Raw genomic sequence first — 16557 nt, 5'->3', positions numbered from 1 at the left:
CAGCGTCATGGTGATTGCAGCGGTCAGCGTCGTCTTGCCGTGGTCAACGTGGCCAATCGTGCCAATGTTAACGTGCGGCTTGTTGCGCTCAAATTTTTCCTTCGCCATCGGATTACTCCGTTTCTCTATTTCTTTTTGACGTTAAGAGGTTGGGATCAGGCGTATTTCGCCTGAACCTCTTCGGCGACAGCCTGCGGCACCTGCTCGTAGTGATCGAACACCATCGAGTACTGGGCGCGGCCTTGAGACATGGAACGCAGGTTGTTCACGTAACCAAACATGTTGGCCAGCGGCACCATTGCTGTGATGACGGTGACGATGCCCCGGTTCTCCGTACCCGCGATCTGGCCGCGGCGGGAGTTCAGGTCACCAATCACATCACCCATGTAGTCTTCAGGGGTAACAACCTCGACCTTCATGACCGGCTCGAGCAGTTTCGGGCCAGCTTTCTGGATCGCTTCGCGGAAACCGGCACGACCAGCGATTTCGAAGGCCAGAACAGAAGAGTCAACGTCGTGGTATGCACCGTCGGTCAGGGTTGCCTTGATGTCGAGCATCGGGAAGCCTGCCAGCGGGCCGGAAGACATGACGCTTTCGATACCTTTGGAAACACCTGGGATGTATTCCTTCGGAACGTTACCGCCAACGATCTTGCTCTCGAAGACAAAGCCTTCGTTTGCTTCTGCCGGTTCGATGGTGAGCTTGATGCGGGCAAACTGACCGGAACCACCGGACTGCTTCTTGTGGGTGTAGTCCACGTCAGCAACCTTGGTGATGGTCTCACGGTAAGCAACCTGAGGTGCACCGATATTCGCCTCAACCTTGAACTCGCGCTTCATGCGGTCGACGATGATGTCCAGGTGCAGCTCGCCCATGCCGGCGATGATGGTCTGACCGGATTCTTCATCAGTCTTCACGCGGAAAGACGGATCCTCGGCAGCCAGGCGGTTCAGGGCAAGGCCCATCTTTTCCTGGTCGCCCTTGGTCTTCGGCTCAACAGCGATTTCGATGACCGGCTCAGGGAATTCCATGCGCTCCAGAATCACCGGCTTCAGCGGATCACAAAGAGTGTCGCCAGTCGTGGTGTCCTTGAGGCCCGCGATAGCAACGATGTCACCAGCGTAAGCGACGTCGATGTCATCACGAGAGTTGGAGTGCATCTGCATCATGCGGCCGACGCGCTCGCGCTTGTCTTTCACGGTGTTGAGCAAGGACACGCCCTTGTTCAGTACACCGGAATAGATGCGGCAGAACGTCAGAGAGCCAACGAACGGGTCGTTTGCGATCTTGAACGCCAGCAGGCCAAGCGGCTCTTCGTCGGAAGACTTGCGCTCAACTTCTTCTTCGTTCTTCGGATCGATGCCCTTGATCGCAGGAACTTCGACCGGGCTCGGCAGGAAGTCTACAACAGCGTCGAGAAGCGGCTGCACACCCTTGTTCTTGAATGCAGAACCACAGAAGACCGGAACGAAGTCACCGTTGATGGTGCCCTTGCGGATCAGTTCCTTGATCTTGTCCATGGAGGGCTCTTCGCCTTCCAGGTAGGCTTCCATGGCTTCTTCGTCGACCTCGACAGCAGTCTCGATCAGAGCGTCGCGCATTTCCTGCGCACGATCAGCGAGCTCTGCCGGAATATCGACTTCATCCCAAGCAGCGCCGAGGTTTTCGGACTGCCAGATAAGAGCCTTCATCTTAAGAAGATCGACAACACCGGCGAATTCGTTTTCAGCACCGATGTTCAGCTGCATGACCAGCGGGGTTGCGCCGAGGCGCTCCTTGATCATGGTGACGCAGCGATCGTAGTCGGCGCCCAGCTTGTCCATCTTGTTGACGAAGATCATCCGCGGAACGTTGTACTTGTCGGCCTGACGCCAGACAGTCTCGGTCTGCGGCTCGACGCCGGCATTGGCGTCCAGAAGTGCAACAGCACCATCGAGAACACGGAGGGAGCGCTCAACTTCAATGGTGAAGTCAACGTGACCCGGAGTGTCAATGATGTTCAGGCGCTTATCGTTCCAGAATGCGGTGGTTGCAGCAGAGGTGATCGTGATACCACGCTCCTGCTCCTGCTCCATCCAGTCCATGGTGGCTGCACCATCATGGACTTCACCGATCTTGTGGCTCTTACCGGTGTAGTAGAGGATCCGCTCGGTCGTAGTCGTCTTGCCAGCATCGATGTGAGCCATGATGCCGAAGTTGCGGTAGTCCTCGATTTTATGCGTGCGCGACATAGCGTCAGCCCTTCGAAGTAACTTTTACCAGCGATAGTGCGAGAACGCGCGGTTGGCGTCTGCCATCCGGTGCGTATCTTCACGCTTCTTAACTGCGGTACCACGGTTGTTGGCTGCATCGAGCAGTTCGCCGGAGAGACGATCAACCATTGTGGTTTCGTTGCGGTTGCGCGCAGCGGAGATCAGCCAGCGAATGGCCAGCGCCTGGCGGCGATCGGCACGAACTTCGACTGGAACCTGGTAGGTCGCACCACCGACACGGCGGGAACGAACTTCCACTTGCGGCATAACGTTTTCAAGAGCAGCGTGGAACACTTCGATCGGGTTCTCGCGGGTCTTGTTCTCTACAACGTCGAAAGCACCGTAAACGATGCGCTCGGCGGTGGATTTCTTGCCGTCATACATGATGGAGTTCATGAATTTGGTGACGACCATATCCCCGAATTTCGGATCCGGGTTGATTTCGCGTTTTTCAGCGCGGTGACGACGGGACATCTAGTGTGCTCCTTACTTCGGCCGCTTGGCGCCGTATTTCGAACGACGCTGCTTACGATCCTTAACGCCCTGGGTATCCAGCACACCACGGATGATGTGATAGCGAACACCCGGCAAATCCTTGACGCGGCCGCCGCGGATCATCACCACCGAGTGTTCCTGAAGGTTGTGACCTTCACCCGGAATGTAGCCAATGACTTCGAAGCCGTTGGTCAGGCGGATCTTGGCCACCTTACGCAGAGCCGAGTTCGGCTTCTTCGGCGTCGTCGTGTAAACGCGGGTGCAAACACCACGCTTCTGCGGGCAGGCCTCCATGGCCGGCACTTTGTTCCGCTTCGCCGGATCTTTCCGCGGCTTGCGGATCAACTGGTTGATGGTCGGCATATTGTGCCCTTTACCTTGTCCATCCAAAAATTCGTATGCAACTGCAGTCCCCCGCTGATCAAACAAGCCCTTAAGCATGCAAAATCGCGCCCGCGCGCTCTCGATGGAGCGGCAGGCGCTGCGAAAAACCAGAGGACCACGAGTTGCCCCGCGGTCATGCAATCGACGCGTATTCGCCTATGTAACCCGGCAGCGTTTAAAAGGATTGGGTCCTGCGCCTTGAAGCAGCGCTGGACGGGTTCACTCTTACCGCCTGCCCTTGGGATGCGCGGAAACTACTCATATGCACCCTTTGCGTCAAGTGCTTTGTCGAAAAAACCGCGTTTTGGCCGATTACATCCATGCAATCTGAATTTTCGACATGAAAACAGTCTTCTATCGTCATTTACAGCCATCAACGATGCTGCTTTTGTAATTTTCTTGCGTGACCGGATTCGACCGCACCTCAAACCTATGAATCAGTTCTGAAGCCGGTGATTCAAATTGGTTCAAATCACCCCCTCCCGAGGGGTGCTCTGATCAACCGATTCCATATTCTCGATTCTGTTTTGAAATCCTGACTGATACGAAGAATGCTTCTGGGGCCTGGATCAGGCGCGCTACTAGAAACGCGAAGATCCGCAAGACCGGTCAAGCGGTCTTGCGGATCTACGTTTCAGGTGCAGGACCTCAGGCGGAAAAGGTTACAATCGCAACATTTCCAGCCAGAGCATCCTGATAGGCCCCCTCATAAACCGGGTCATCTGGTTCGCCGTCCATCACTCCAATCTGATCGAGTTCTGCTTCCGCGAACCCCTGCGCCGATAGGGACTCCAAGGTTTTACGCACCGCGTCGTCATCATCAGGTGCCGTCAGCAGAGCGTGGATCGTAATGGCATCTTCCGGTGACGCCTCTTCATTTTCCCAGACCCGGCCGATCACGATATAGACCACCGGTTCCATTTCCATGTCATTGTCGTTCATCGTTCATTTCGCCTGTTTCAATAGTCGAAGGTTCGATATCTGTCTGTCTCTATACAAGAAAGGCCGCCCGAGGGCGGCCTTTCGATCGTTACTCTTCAAACCGGTTATTCGGCTGCCCCGGTCATGTCTTCCAAGAGCCCTTCCGCCGCGCTGTCCGAAGACTGCTGGCGCTGAGCCTCCTGGATCAGGTCGTCGCGATGCGTTGCAATCTTGCGAATGCGCTTCATCACTCCACCGGTACCGGCCGGGATCAGACGTCCGACAATCACGTTTTCTTTCAGGCCGACAAGTGGGTCGGTCTTGCCGTTGACAGCAGCGTCGGTAAGAACGCGAGTCGTCTCCTGGAAGGAGGCGGCGGAGAAGAAGGAACGTGTCTGCAACGACGCCTTGGTGATACCAAGCAGAACCGGAACACCTTTGGCCGGGTCACGAGCAGCGTCGATCGCTTTCTGATTGGCTTCTTCGAAGTCAATCTTGTCGATCTGCTCACCCGAGAAGAACTCGGTGTCACCCGGATCCGTGATTTCAACCTTCTGCAGCATCTGGCGAACGATCACCTCGATGTGCTTGTCGTTGATGGTCACGCCCTGCAGGCGATAAACCTCCTGGATCTCGTTGACGAGGTAGGCAGCCAGTGCCTCAACGCCTTTAACGGCCAGAATGTCATGCGGTGCCGGATTACCGTCGAGGATGTACTCACCCTTTTCGATGGCGTCGCCTTCCTGAAGATGGAAGTGCTTGCCCTTAGGGATGAGGTATTCGACGGGTTCAGCACCATCCTCTGCAGGATCAATGATGATACGGCGCTTGTTCTTGTAGTCGCGACCGAAGCGGATAGTACCATCGATTTCGGCGATGATCGCGTGATCCTTCGGACGGCGAGCTTCGAACAGTTCCGCAACACGCGGAAGACCACCGGTGATGTCCTTGGTCTTTGCACTTTCCAGAGGAATACGGGACAGAACGTCACCAGCCTTTACCGTCGAGCCTGGTTGAACTGAGAGAACCGCGTCCACGGAAAGTATCAAACGAGCGTCTGATCCGCGGGCATTCTTCGCAACAGCACCCTTGTCGTCCTTGATGACGATGGCAGGCTTGAGGTCCGCACCACGCTGGGATGACCGCCAGTCGATGACGACACGCTTGGTAATACCGGTCGCCTCGTCGGCGGTTTCCTGAACGGACACACCATCAACCAGGTCTTCGAAGTCAACAACACCGTCAACTTCCGCCAGCATCGGACGGGTATACGGATCCCACTCGGCAATCCGCTGACCACGCTTGACCTTGTCACCATCATCGACATGCAGCTTGGAACCGTAGGCAATCCGGTGCACGGCGCGCTCGTTGTCGTCGCTGTCAATGACAACGATAGACATGTTGCGGACCATGGCAATCAAGTTGCCGTCGGAATCCCGCTGAACCGACCGGTTGCGGATCTTGATCGTACCGTCGACGTTGGATTCGATGAACGAGCTGTCAACAACCTGCGCTGTACCACCAATGTGGAAGGTACGCATCGTCAGCTGCGTTCCAGGCTCACCGATGGACTGCGCAGCGATAACGCCGACAGCTTCACCCATGTTCACCGGAGTACCGCGGGCAAGGTCACGACCGTAACAGGTCGCACAAACGCCCGTTTCGGTTTCACAGGTCAGAACCGAACGGATCTTGATCTGCTGAACCTTGGCGGCCTCGATAGCATCAACGTCCTTCTCGTCGATCAACTTGCCTTTCGGGACAAGCACTTCGCCGGTCTGGTTGTTGATGACATCTTCCGCGGTCGTACGACCCAGAACGCGCATGCCAAGCGAGGCAATGACGTTACCGGCGTCAACGATCGGCGCAACCGTGATACCGCGTTCGGAACCACAATCCGGCTCGAGGATGATGGAATCCTGCGCAACGTCGACGAGACGACGCGTCAGGTAACCGGAGTTTGCCGTCTTCAAGGCGGTGTCGGCCAGACCCTTACGGGCACCGTGGGTGGAGTTGAAGTACTCCAGAACCGACAGGCCTTCCTTGAAGTTCGAGATGATCGGGTTCTCGATGATGGAGCCATCCGGCTTGGCCATCAGACCACGCATACCGGCAAGCTGTTTCATCTGCTGAGGTGAACCACGGGCACCGGAGTGGGACATCATGTAGACCGAGTTCATCGGCTTCTGACGTCCTGATTCCTCATCAACCTGAACCGCCTTAATGCGGGCCATCATCTCATCAGCAATCTTGTCGGTACATTTCGCCCAGGCGTCGACAACCTTGTTGTACTTCTCGCCCTGGGTAATCAGACCGTCATTGTACTGCTGCTCATATTCGGTCGCGAGCGATGCGGTTTCGGCCACCAGCTTCTGCTTGGTGTCCGGGATAACCATGTCGTCCATACCGAAAGAGATGCCGGCGTTACATGCATTCTTGAAACCAAGCTGCATGATCCGGTCACAGAAGATGACCGTCTCCTTCTGACCGCAGGCACGGTAAACCGTGTCGATCATCTTGGAGATTTCCTTCTTGGTCATCAGCTTGTTGCAGACCTCGAACGGCACTTCGTGGTTCTTCGGCAGAAGCTCCGCGATCAGCATTCGGCCCGGAGTGGTCTCGATGATTTCGGAAGTCGGATTGCCTTCCGCATCAACGGACTTGAAACGGCCCTTGATCTTGGTGTGCAGTGTGATGACCTTGTTGGCGAGCGCATGGTGAATTTCACCGATGTCACCGAAAGCCATGCCCTCGCCCGGCTCACCTTCCGCCATGATCGACAGATAGTAAAGACCGAGAACAATATCCTGCGACGGCACGATGATCGGGCCACCGTTTGCCGGGTGCAGGATGTTGTTGGTGGACATCATCAGCGTACGTGCTTCCAGCTGGGCTTCCAGCGAAAGAGGTACGTGAACAGCCATCTGGTCGCCGTCGAAGTCAGCGTTGAACGCCGAACAGACGAGCGGGTGCAACTGAATGGCCTTGCCTTCGATCAGCGTTGGTTCGAACGCCTGAATGCCAAGACGGTGCAGCGTAGGTGCACGGTTGAGCAGAACCGGGTGCTCGCGGATAACCTCATCGAGGATATCCCAGACTTCCGGACGCTCTTTTTCAACCAGCTTCTTCGCTTGTTTGACCGTGGACGAGAAGCCCTTTGCGTCGAGACGCGAATAGATGAACGGCTTGAACAGTTCAAGCGCCATCTTCTTCGGCAGTCCGCACTGGTGCAGCTTCAGTTCCGGACCCACGGTAATCACCGACCGGCCGGAATAGTCAACGCGCTTACCGAGCAGGTTCTGACGGAAGCGGCCTTGCTTGCCCTTCAGCATGTCGGACAGCGACTTCAGCGGACGCTTGTTGGCACCGGTGATGACGCGGCCACGGCGACCGTTGTCGAACAACGCGTCAACGGACTCCTGCAACATACGCTTTTCGTTCCGGATGATGATGTCCGGAGCACGCAGTTCCATCAGGCGACGCAGACGGTTGTTACGGTTGATCACACGGCGGTAGAGATCGTTCAGATCCGACGTCGCAAAGCGGCCGCCATCAAGCGGAACCAGCGGGCGAAGATCCGGCGGGATAACCGGAACGACGGTCATGATCATCCATTCCGGGCGGTTGCCCGACTCCATGAATGCTTCAATGACCTTCAGACGCTTGGCCAGCTTCTTCGGCTTCAGCTCCGTCGTTGCTTCGGCGATTTCCTGACGAAGACGCTCGCTTTCACGCTCAAGATCCATGCTCATCAGGATCTCGCGGATCGCTTCAGCACCAATCATTGCGGTGAATGCGTCTTCGCCATACTCGTCTTGAGCGGCAATGTAGTCTTCTTCCGAGAGCAACTGGTGCTGCTTGAGCGGGGTCAGGCCCGGCTCCAGAACCACATAGTTCTCGAAATAAAGAACGCGTTCCAGATCCTTCAAAGTCATGTCGAGCAGCAAACCGATGCGGCTCGGCAGGGACTTCAGGAACCAGATGTGGGCAACAGGAGCTGCAAGCTCGATGTGCCCCATACGTTCGCGGCGCACGCGGGAAAGGGTGACTTCGACACCACATTTCTCACAGATAACGCCCTTGTATTTCATGCGCTTGTATTTGCCGCAAAGACATTCGTAGTCCTTAATCGGGCCAAAGATGCGCGCACAGAACAGGCCGTCGCGTTCAGGTTTGAACGTACGGTAGTTGATGGTCTCCGGCTTTTTGATTTCACCGAACGACCAAGACAAGATCTTTTCCGGGCTTGCGAGCGAAATCCGGATATTGTCGAAGGTCTGCGTGGGAGCCTGCTGGTTAAACAGGTTCATGACCTCATGATTCATGGTCCGTCTCCTTCGATGCGCGGCCGGGGAGTGAGCACCAGTGCCCCTCCCCGTGTCCGGCATCCCAAGTCATTTGGGGTCCGTTGCCGGGGTTACTCAGCGGCGTCCGCTGTTTCTTCCTCGGCAATCGCTGGGGCATCAGTGCGTTGAAGTTCAACGTTGAGACCCAGGGACCGCATTTCCTTCACAAGCACGTTGAAGCTTTCCGGAATGCCCGCCTCGAACGTGTCGTCGCCGCGAACGATGGCCTCATAGACCTTCGTACGTCCGGCAACGTCATCCGACTTGACGGTAAGCATTTCCTGCAGCGTGTAAGCCGCACCGTAAGCTTCAAGCGCCCAGACCTCCATTTCCCCGAAGCGCTGGCCACCGAACTGCGCCTTACCACCCAGCGGCTGCTGGGTAACAAGCGAGTACGGGCCGATCGAACGGGCATGGATCTTGTCGTCGACCAGGTGGTGCAGCTTCAACATGTAGATGTAGCCGACGGTCACCTTACGATCGAACTCTTCACCGGTACGACCGTCGAACAGCACCGACTGACCACTTGGGTCATATCCGGCGATGTTGAGAGCATCAACGACATCAGGTTCACGGGCACCGTCGAAGACCGGCGTTGCAATGGAAACGCCCTTCTTCAGCTGGTCCGCCAGGCGTACAATACCTTCGTCATCGTATTCCTTGACGTTATCGCCCTTCATGTTGTCGCCGTAGATCTCGACGATCTTGCCGCGCAGCTCTTCGATCTGACCGGATTTCTTGTACTCTTCGTACATTTCACCGATTCGGTTGCCCATGCCGCGACATGCCCAGCCAAGGTGGGTTTCGAGGATCTGGCCAACGTTCATGCGTGAAGGCACACCGAGCGGGTTCAGCACGATATCGACATGCGTACCGTCTTCGAGGAACGGCATGTCTTCGCACGGGTTGATCTTGGAGACCACACCCTTGTTCCCGTGGCGACCGGCCATTTTATCGCCCGGCTGCAGCTTGCGCTTCACCGCAACGAACACCTTGACCATCTTCATGACGCCAGGGGGCATTTCGTCACCGCGCTGCAGTTTCTCGACCTTGTCGATGAAACGCTGCTCGAGACGCTTGCGGCTGTCATCATACTGACCGCGCAGGGCTTCGATCTCGGACATGAACTTCTCGTCCTCGGTGACAAACTGCCACCACTGAGAACGCGGGAAGTCATTGAGAACGTCCCCGGTCAGTTGCGTGTCCTTGCGGAAACCCTTCGGACCGGTCACGGCAACTTTGTCCATCAGCATCTCGGCCAGGCGGCCATAGACGTTGCGGTCAAGGATTGCCTGCTCATCGTCACGGTCTTTTGCCAGGCGTTCGATTTCCTCGCGCTCGATTGCCATCGCACGCTCGTCTTTTTCAACGCCGTGGCGGTTGAACACACGAACTTCGACAACGGTGCCCGAGACACCCGGCGGCAGACGCAGGGAAGTATCGCGAACGTCAGAAGCCTTTTCACCGAAGATGGCGCGCAAAAGCTTTTCTTCCGGCGTCATCGGGCTCTCGCCCTTAGGCGTGATCTTGCCGACGAGGATGTCACCCGGGTTCAGCTCTGCACCGATGTAAACGATGCCTGCTTCATCGAGATTCTTCAGCGCTTCTTCGGAAACGTTCGGAATGTCGCGAGTGATTTCTTCCGGGCCAAGCTTCGTATCACGGGCCATCACCTCGAACTCTTCCAGGTGGATGGATGTGAAGACATCGTCGGAAACGATGCGCTCGGACAGAAGGATGGAATCCTCGAAGTTGTAACCGTTCCACGGCATGAACGCGACGAGCACGTTCCGGCCAAGAGCCAGATCACCAAGATCGGTGGACGGACCATCGGCGATGATATCGCCCTTGTGGACCCGGTCACCTACGCGAACCAGTGGACGCTGGTTGATACAGGTGTTCTGGTTGGAACGCTGGAACTTCTGCAGACGGTAGATGTCGACGCCGGACTTGCCGGGATCGAGTTCTTCCGTTGCGCGGATAACGATACGGGTTGCGTCCACCTGGTCGACAACGCCTGCACGGCGTGCACCGATGGCCGCACCGGAGTCGCGAGCAACGATCGGCTCCATGCCGGTGCCGACAAACGGTGCTTCAGCACGGACAAGCGGCACTGCCTGACGCTGCATGTTCGAGCCCATGAGCGCGCGGTTCGCGTCATCGTTCTCAAGGAACGGAATGAGCGCGGCCGCGACGGACACAAGCTGCTTTGGCGAAACGTCCATGAGGTCGACCTTGTCGGACGGAACCATCATGTTTTCACCGGCGTGGCGGCAGGTAATCAGTTCAGTCGTGAACCGGCCGTCATCGTCGTATTCAGCATTGGACTGAGCCACATAGTGCTTGGCTTCTTCCATTGCCGACAGATAGACAACGTCGTTGGTGACGACACCGTCCTTGACCTTCCGGTACGGGCTCTCGATGAAGCCGTACTTGTTCACGCGGGCAAAGGTAGCCAGCGAGTTGATCAGACCGATGTTCGGGCCTTCCGGCGTCTCAATCGGGCAGATACGACCGTAGTGCGTCGGGTGAACGTCGCGGACTTCAAAGCCCGCACGCTCGCGGGTCAGACCACCCGGGCCAAGGGCCGAAAGGCGGCGCTTGTGCGTGACTTCAGACAGCGGGTTGGTCTGGTCCATGAACTGCGACAGCTGCGAAGAGCCGAAGAATTCACGAACGGCAGCTGCAGCCGGTTTCGCGTTGATCAGGTCCTGCGGCATGACGGTGTCGATCTCGACGGAACTCATACGCTCCTTGATCGCACGCTCCATACGCAGCAATCCGACGCGATATTGGTTTTCCATCAGCTCGCCAACGGAACGCACACGGCGGTTGCCGAGGTTGTCGATGTCGTCGATTTCGCCCTTGCCATCACGCAGTTCCAGAAGAACCCGGATAACTTCCAGAATGTCTTCCTTGCGAAGCGTGCGGACGGTGTCCTCACACTCAACATCGAGACGCATGTTCATTTTCACGCGGCCAACCGCGGAAAGATCGTAGCGCTCTTCGTCGAAGAACAGCGACTGGAACATGGCTTCGGCAGTGTCGATGGTGGGCGGTTCGCCCGGGCGCATCACGCGGTAGATGTCGAACAAAGCATCTTCACGGGACTCGTTCTTGTCGACAGCAAGCGTATTGCGGATGTATGGACCAGTGTTGACGTGGTCGATGTCCAGCATCGGCAAGTCGTAGTAGCCGCGCTCAATCAGCTCTTCCAGCAACTTGCCGGTGATCTCATCACCAGCTTCTGCGTAGATTTCGCCGGTCTTCATGTCGACGATGTCTTCAGCCAGATACTGACCGTGCAGATCTTCGTCGGTGACCTTCAGAGCTGTAACGCCCTTTTCGCCGAGCTGTTTGATGGTACGCGCGGTGATCTTGCGGCCGCCTTCGACCACAACTTCGCCGCTGTCGGCATCGATCAGGTCATAGGATGCCTTGGTTCCCTTCAGGCGGGCACCGTCAAACGGCATGCGCCAGGAACCGTCCTTTTGACGGGTATAGTCGATGCGCTTGTAGAAGGTGTTGAGAATCTCTTCGCCGTCCAGGCCAAGAGCCATCAACAGGGAAGTCACCGGGATCTTGCGGCGACGGTCGATACGCGCATGCACGATATCCTTGGCGTCGAATTCGATATCCAGCCAGGAACCGCGATAAGGGATAACGCGGGCGGCAAACAAAAGCTTGCCGGAAGAATGGGTCTTGCCCTTGTCGTGATCGAAGAACACACCAGGGGAACGGTGCATCTGGGAAACGATCACACGCTCGGTGCCGTTGACGATGAACGTGCCGTTGTCAGTCATGAACGGCATATCGCCCATGTAGACATCCTGTTCCTTGATGTCCTTGACGGATTTCGCACCGGTGTCTTCATCAACGTCAAAAACGATAAGGCGCAGAGTAACCTTCAGCGGAGCCGCGAAGGTCATGTCGCGTTGGCGGCACTCGTCGACGTCGTATTTGGGAGCTTCAAATTCAAAGGAAACAAATTCCAGAAGGGAAGTGCCCGCAAAATCGGAAATTGGAAATACGGACTGGAAGACCGCTTCGAGGCCTTCATTTTTGCGGCCACCGCCCGGCATCTCGTCGACCTGCAGGAATTGGTCGTAAGATGCTTTTTGAACCTCGATGAGATTTGGCATAGCCGCGACATCGCGGATCGATCCGAAGTATTTACGGACCTTTTTGCGACCGTTGAACGTTTGGGTCATTGTCGCTCCTAGTATCGGCCGGGTAACGGCTTCCCGAAACGCCCCTTGTCCAATCGGGCCGTCCTGCCCAGGCGCTTCGGAAAACCGTCCCCCTAGTGGGACGTACGCCCCGGAACCGGGTCAGACCCGCCGGGGCAAGAAACGGCCCCGGCGTTCCGGGACCGTTCGAAAGGCAAAAGCCTTTATTACTTCAGCTCTACGGAAGCACCAGCTTCTTCAAGCTTCTTCTTCAGCTCTTCAGCTTCGTCCTTGCTGACAGCTTCCTTGACCGCCTTCGGAGCACTTTCTACGAGCTCTTTAGCTTCTTTCAGGCCAAGACCGGTGATTGCGCGGACTTCCTTGATGACGTTGATTTTCTTGTCGCCGGCAGAAGCCAGAACAACGTCAAATTCGGTTTTCTCTTCAGCAGCAGCAGCTTCGCCGCCAGCACCTGCAACAGCAGCAACTGCAACCGGAGCAGCAGCAGAAACGCCCCACTTTTCTTCCAGAAGCTTGCTGAGTTCAGCAGCTTCCATGACAGTCAGTGCGGACAGTTCTTCTACGAGCTTTTCAAGATCAGCCATTTTTTAGTACCTTAAGTTCGAACCAGATATTGGTTTCTTTAGACAGTGTGTTTGGACGCCTTATGCGGCCTCGTCCTTGTCGGCATACGCGCCGAAGACGCGGGCGAGCTGCCCGGCCGGTGCGTTGACAACCTGAGCAATCCGGGAAGCCGGGGTCTGGATCATGCCAACCAGTTTCGCACGCAGCTCATCGAGCGACGGCATGGTTGCCAGAGACTTGACGCCTTCCGGGTTCAGATTGGTCGTTCCAAGAGCACCGCCAAGAATTTCCAACTTGTCGTTGGCTTTGGCGAAATCGACAGCTGCTTTCGGTGCTGCTACCGGATCGTCTGAGTAGACGAGTACGGTAGGGCCCTGAAACAGGTCGGAGATGTGCTCAAGGTCGGTGCCTTTAAGGGCGAGCTTCACAAGGCGGTTTTTTGCGACTTTTACAGAACCGCCGGCTTCACGCACAGATGCCCGCAATGCAGTCATCTGAGCAACCGAAAGACCTGCGTAGTGCGCGACAACAACGACGCCGGTGTCAGCCAGCTCGGCGTTGAGAGCCGTCACGAACTCGTGCTTTTCCGCTCTTTCCACTTGCCTTCTCCATTTGATGGCGTTGCCGCCACCGGTTTACCTTTGCCGCCTGGCAGATGGTCCCGAACCCGGAACCGCCCTCAAGGCGACGCTCAGGGTCCTGTCCCCCCACCTTCGCGCTCGAAAACGCGCGGCAAGGTCTGGTTCGAACCTGGTCTTCCGCCTGACCGGCGGAGAATTCGGTTCTCACCCATCTATGCAGGCCTTTACGGCTTAAGCCGGTCTCCCGGCACCTGCAGTCTCGGACAGGGCAACCCGGCGGAGAACCGCCGGGTCTATTCAGCCGTTCGGCTGAAATCTCGTTTCAATCCGGAAAGTCCGGATTATTCGCCAGCTACGCTGGACAGCTCAACCTTCAGGCCCGGCCCCATAGTGGAGGACACGGCAATGCGCTTCAGGTAGGAACCTTTTGCGCCGGACGGCTTGGCCTTCTGAACGGCATCGACCAGAGCTTTGACGTTCTGGGAGATTGCCTCTTCAGAGAAGGACACCTTGCCAACACCGGCGTGAACGATACCGGCCTTTTCGACGCGGAACTGAACGGCGCCACCCTTGGCGTCGTTAACCGCAGCCTTGACGTCCGGGGTCACGGTGCCAACCTTCGGGTTGGGCATCAGGCCGCGCGGGCCAAGAACCTTACCGAGACGGCCAACCAGCGGCATCATGTCCGGTGTCGCAATGCAGCGATCGAAATCGATCTTGCCGCCTTGGACTTCCTGGACCAGCTCTTCGGCACCAACGATGTCGGCGCCAGCTGCTTTTGCTTCCTCAGCCTTGTCGCCACGTGCGAACACGGCAACCTTGACGTTCTTGCCTGTGCCGTTCGGCAGGACGCAAACGCCGCGGACCATCTGGTCTGCGTGACGCGGGTCAACGCCGAGATTGATTGCAACTTCAACGGTTTCGTCGAACTTGGTCTTGGAACGCTCTTTCACGAGGCCAATGGCTTCGTCCAGAGAGTACAGCTTGTTGCGGTCGATACCTTCACGAGCTGCTTTGATACGCTTTCCAACCTTAGCCATGATCTTACCCCTTAACCTCAAGGCCCATGGAACGGGCGGAGCCTTCGACCATCAGCATGGCTGCATCGATATCGTTGGCGTTCAGGTCCTTCATCTTGGCTTCGGCGATTTCCTTCACCTGATCCTTGGTGACGGAACCGACGGTGCCACGACCCGGAGTCTGGGAACCCTTCTGCAGCTTGGCAGCTTTCTTCAGGAAGAAGCTGACAGGAGCTGTCTTCACTTCGAAAGTGAAGGACTTGTCGGAGTAATACGTGATTACGGTCGGGCACGGAGCACCCTTTTCAACATCCTGGGTCTGTGCGTTGAACGCCTTACAGAATTCCATGATGTTCAGACCACGCTGACCGAGCGCCGGACCAATGGGCGGCGACGGAGTAGCGGAACCTGCCGGCACCTGAAGCTTCAGGAAACCTTCAATCTTTTTCGCCATTATTCTCTCCAATCGATCGCAACCGGATGGCAATCCGGCTGCCTGGGAGTTGGTGGTCTGGTCCCTGGCGATGCCCGGCGAAGAACATCAGAACCTTCCACCCATTTCACCCCGACTTCCTTACACAAGAAGGCCGGGCACTCACACCGTCCCGCAGGACGGCAAACAGTCAGAGCTTGTCGACCTGACCGAATTCCAGTTCAACCGGCGTTGCACGACCAAAGATGGACACCGCCACTTTCAGACGCGCGCGCTCGTCATCAACTTCTTCAACAAGACCGGAGAAGGACGCGAACGGCCCGTCGGACACGCGCACCTGCTCTCCAACTTCGAAGCTGACCGACGGCTTCGGCCGATCAACGCCTTCCTGAACCTGATTAATGATGCGAAGGGCTTCTTTTTCCGGGATCGGCATCGGCTTCTGGTCCGCGCCTAGGAATCCGGTCACCTTCGGCGTGTCCTTGATCAGGTGAAACGCCTCGTTGGTCATGTCCATCTTCACAAGCACGTAGCCAGGGAAGAACTTGCGCTCAGCGTCAACCTTGCGGCCACGGCGCACTTCAACGACCTTTTCCATCGGAACGAGAATTTCTTCAAAAAGATCGGAAAGACCTTTCTGCTCAGCCTTCTCGCGAATGGAATCGGCGACCTTCTTCTCAAAATTGGAATAGGCGTGCACAATGTACCAGCGCTTGGCCATGGTTCTCAGTTCCGTTTCTTGTTCTTTGTTCAAACCGGACGGGTAGCGCTAAAATCAGCCGCCAACGCCAAGAATGTACCCAATCCCGAGGCTCATCAGCTGATCCGCCACGAGAAAGAAAATCGAAGCGATCAACACCATCACGAACACCATGGCGGTGGTCACGGCTGTTTCACGGCGCGTCGGCCACGTCACCTTGGACGTTTCGGAGCGCACTTCCTGGATGAATTTAAAGGGATTGGTCTTCGCCATTCCGATTCCGGTCTGTTAAATACGAGTGGGCGCGCGAAAATCCTTCGCGCGCCTCACTCGAGGAAACTCTTTAAGCCCTCGAGGCAAATTAATCAAGAGCAAATTGGCAGGGGCAGCAGGGTTCGAACCCGCGACCTACGGTTTTGGAGACCGTCGCTCTACCAGCTGAGCTATACCCCTTCAGAGGATCGCGTTAACGATCTTGCTCCTGATACCCTCTGAAGCCGCGTACCGCAACACTTAAGAGGAGGAGTTGCCGGGGACAAGTCCCGGCAACTCAATTTCGTCTTATTCTACGATGGAAGCGACGACGCCGGCGCCGACGGTACGGCCACCTTCGCGGATAGCGAAGCGCAGGCCTTCTTCCATGGCGATCGGCACGATCAGCTCAACGTCAAC

At 56.6% G+C, this 16557-nt stretch carries 13 protein-coding genes, 1 tRNA gene and 1 pseudogene; all 15 read right to left on the bottom strand.

Features of this window, described 5'->3' with window-relative positions; all coding sequences use genetic code 11:
* The coding region (locus tag ABLO27_RS27040) for a GTP-binding protein (RefSeq protein ID WP_353037215.1) at nucleotides 1-108 on the bottom strand (108 nt) is incomplete at its 3' end.
* Between the two features lie 47 nt (nucleotides 109-155).
* Nucleotides 156-2231 (bottom strand): elongation factor G, encoded by a 2076-nt coding sequence (gene fusA, locus ABLO27_RS27035; RefSeq protein ID WP_353037214.1) that lies wholly within the window; start codon nucleotides 2229-2231, stop codon nucleotides 156-158.
* Between the two features lie 24 nt (nucleotides 2232-2255).
* Nucleotides 2256-2726, bottom strand: a complete 471-nt coding sequence (gene rpsG, locus ABLO27_RS27030; protein WP_353037213.1) for a 30S ribosomal protein S7 — start codon at nucleotides 2724-2726, stop codon at nucleotides 2256-2258.
* A gap of 12 nt (nucleotides 2727-2738) precedes the next feature.
* Nucleotides 2739-3110 carry a 30S ribosomal protein S12 gene (gene rpsL, locus ABLO27_RS27025; protein WP_093187939.1) on the bottom strand — a complete coding sequence of 124 codons (372 nt, stop codon included), beginning with the start codon at nucleotides 3108-3110 and terminating at the stop codon, nucleotides 2739-2741.
* Between the two features lie 669 nt (nucleotides 3111-3779).
* Entirely contained in the window at nucleotides 3780-4073 is a 294-nt protein-coding gene (locus ABLO27_RS27020) for a regulator (RefSeq protein ID WP_353037212.1), read from the bottom strand.
* A 104-nt stretch (nucleotides 4074-4177) separates the two neighbouring features.
* The gene (rpoC, locus tag ABLO27_RS27015; protein WP_353037211.1) at nucleotides 4178-8377 is read right to left on the bottom strand and encodes a DNA-directed RNA polymerase subunit beta'; all 4200 of its coding nucleotides are present in this window, start codon (nucleotides 8375-8377) and stop codon (nucleotides 4178-4180) included.
* A gap of 92 nt (nucleotides 8378-8469) precedes the next feature.
* Complete coding sequence (gene rpoB, locus ABLO27_RS27010) at nucleotides 8470-12609, bottom strand: DNA-directed RNA polymerase subunit beta (RefSeq protein WP_353037210.1); 4140 nt, start codon at nucleotides 12607-12609, stop codon at nucleotides 8470-8472.
* Nucleotides 12610-12794: 185 nt separating this feature from the next.
* Nucleotides 12795-13172 carry a 50S ribosomal protein L7/L12 gene (gene rplL, locus ABLO27_RS27005; protein ID WP_353037209.1) on the bottom strand — a complete coding sequence of 126 codons (378 nt, stop codon included), beginning with the start codon at nucleotides 13170-13172 and terminating at the stop codon, nucleotides 12795-12797.
* Nucleotides 13173-13232: 60 nt separating this feature from the next.
* Complete coding sequence (rplJ, locus tag ABLO27_RS27000; protein ID WP_352942869.1) at nucleotides 13233-13751, bottom strand: 50S ribosomal protein L10; 519 nt, start codon at nucleotides 13749-13751, stop codon at nucleotides 13233-13235.
* A 323-nt stretch (nucleotides 13752-14074) separates the two neighbouring features.
* On the bottom strand, nucleotides 14075-14773 hold the full coding sequence (gene rplA, locus ABLO27_RS26995) for a 50S ribosomal protein L1 (RefSeq protein ID WP_353037208.1): 699 nt from the start codon (nucleotides 14771-14773) through the stop codon (nucleotides 14075-14077).
* 4 nt (nucleotides 14774-14777) lie between these two features.
* Entirely contained in the window at nucleotides 14778-15206 is a 429-nt protein-coding gene (gene rplK, locus ABLO27_RS26990) for a 50S ribosomal protein L11 (RefSeq protein WP_352942863.1), read from the bottom strand.
* A gap of 169 nt (nucleotides 15207-15375) precedes the next feature.
* The gene (gene nusG / locus ABLO27_RS26985; RefSeq protein ID WP_353037207.1) at nucleotides 15376-15906 is read right to left on the bottom strand and encodes a transcription termination/antitermination protein NusG; all 531 of its coding nucleotides are present in this window, start codon (nucleotides 15904-15906) and stop codon (nucleotides 15376-15378) included.
* Nucleotides 15907-15960: 54 nt separating this feature from the next.
* Nucleotides 15961-16158 (bottom strand): preprotein translocase subunit SecE, encoded by a 198-nt coding sequence (gene secE, locus ABLO27_RS26980; protein WP_352942857.1) that lies wholly within the window; start codon nucleotides 16156-16158, stop codon nucleotides 15961-15963.
* Between the two features lie 104 nt (nucleotides 16159-16262).
* A tRNA-Trp gene (locus ABLO27_RS26975) sits at nucleotides 16263-16338 on the bottom strand.
* 108 nt (nucleotides 16339-16446) lie between these two features.
* Nucleotides 16447-16557: pseudogene (locus tag ABLO27_RS26970) on the bottom strand (elongation factor Tu); the annotation flags it as partial.

The organism is Roseibium sp. SCP15 (assembly GCF_040329435.1).
In the GTDB taxonomy this organism is placed as follows: Bacteria; Pseudomonadota; Alphaproteobacteria; order Rhizobiales; family Stappiaceae; genus Roseibium.
Note: the sequence above shows the minus strand (reverse complement) of the source record. Positions and strands in the feature narration are given on the sequence as shown.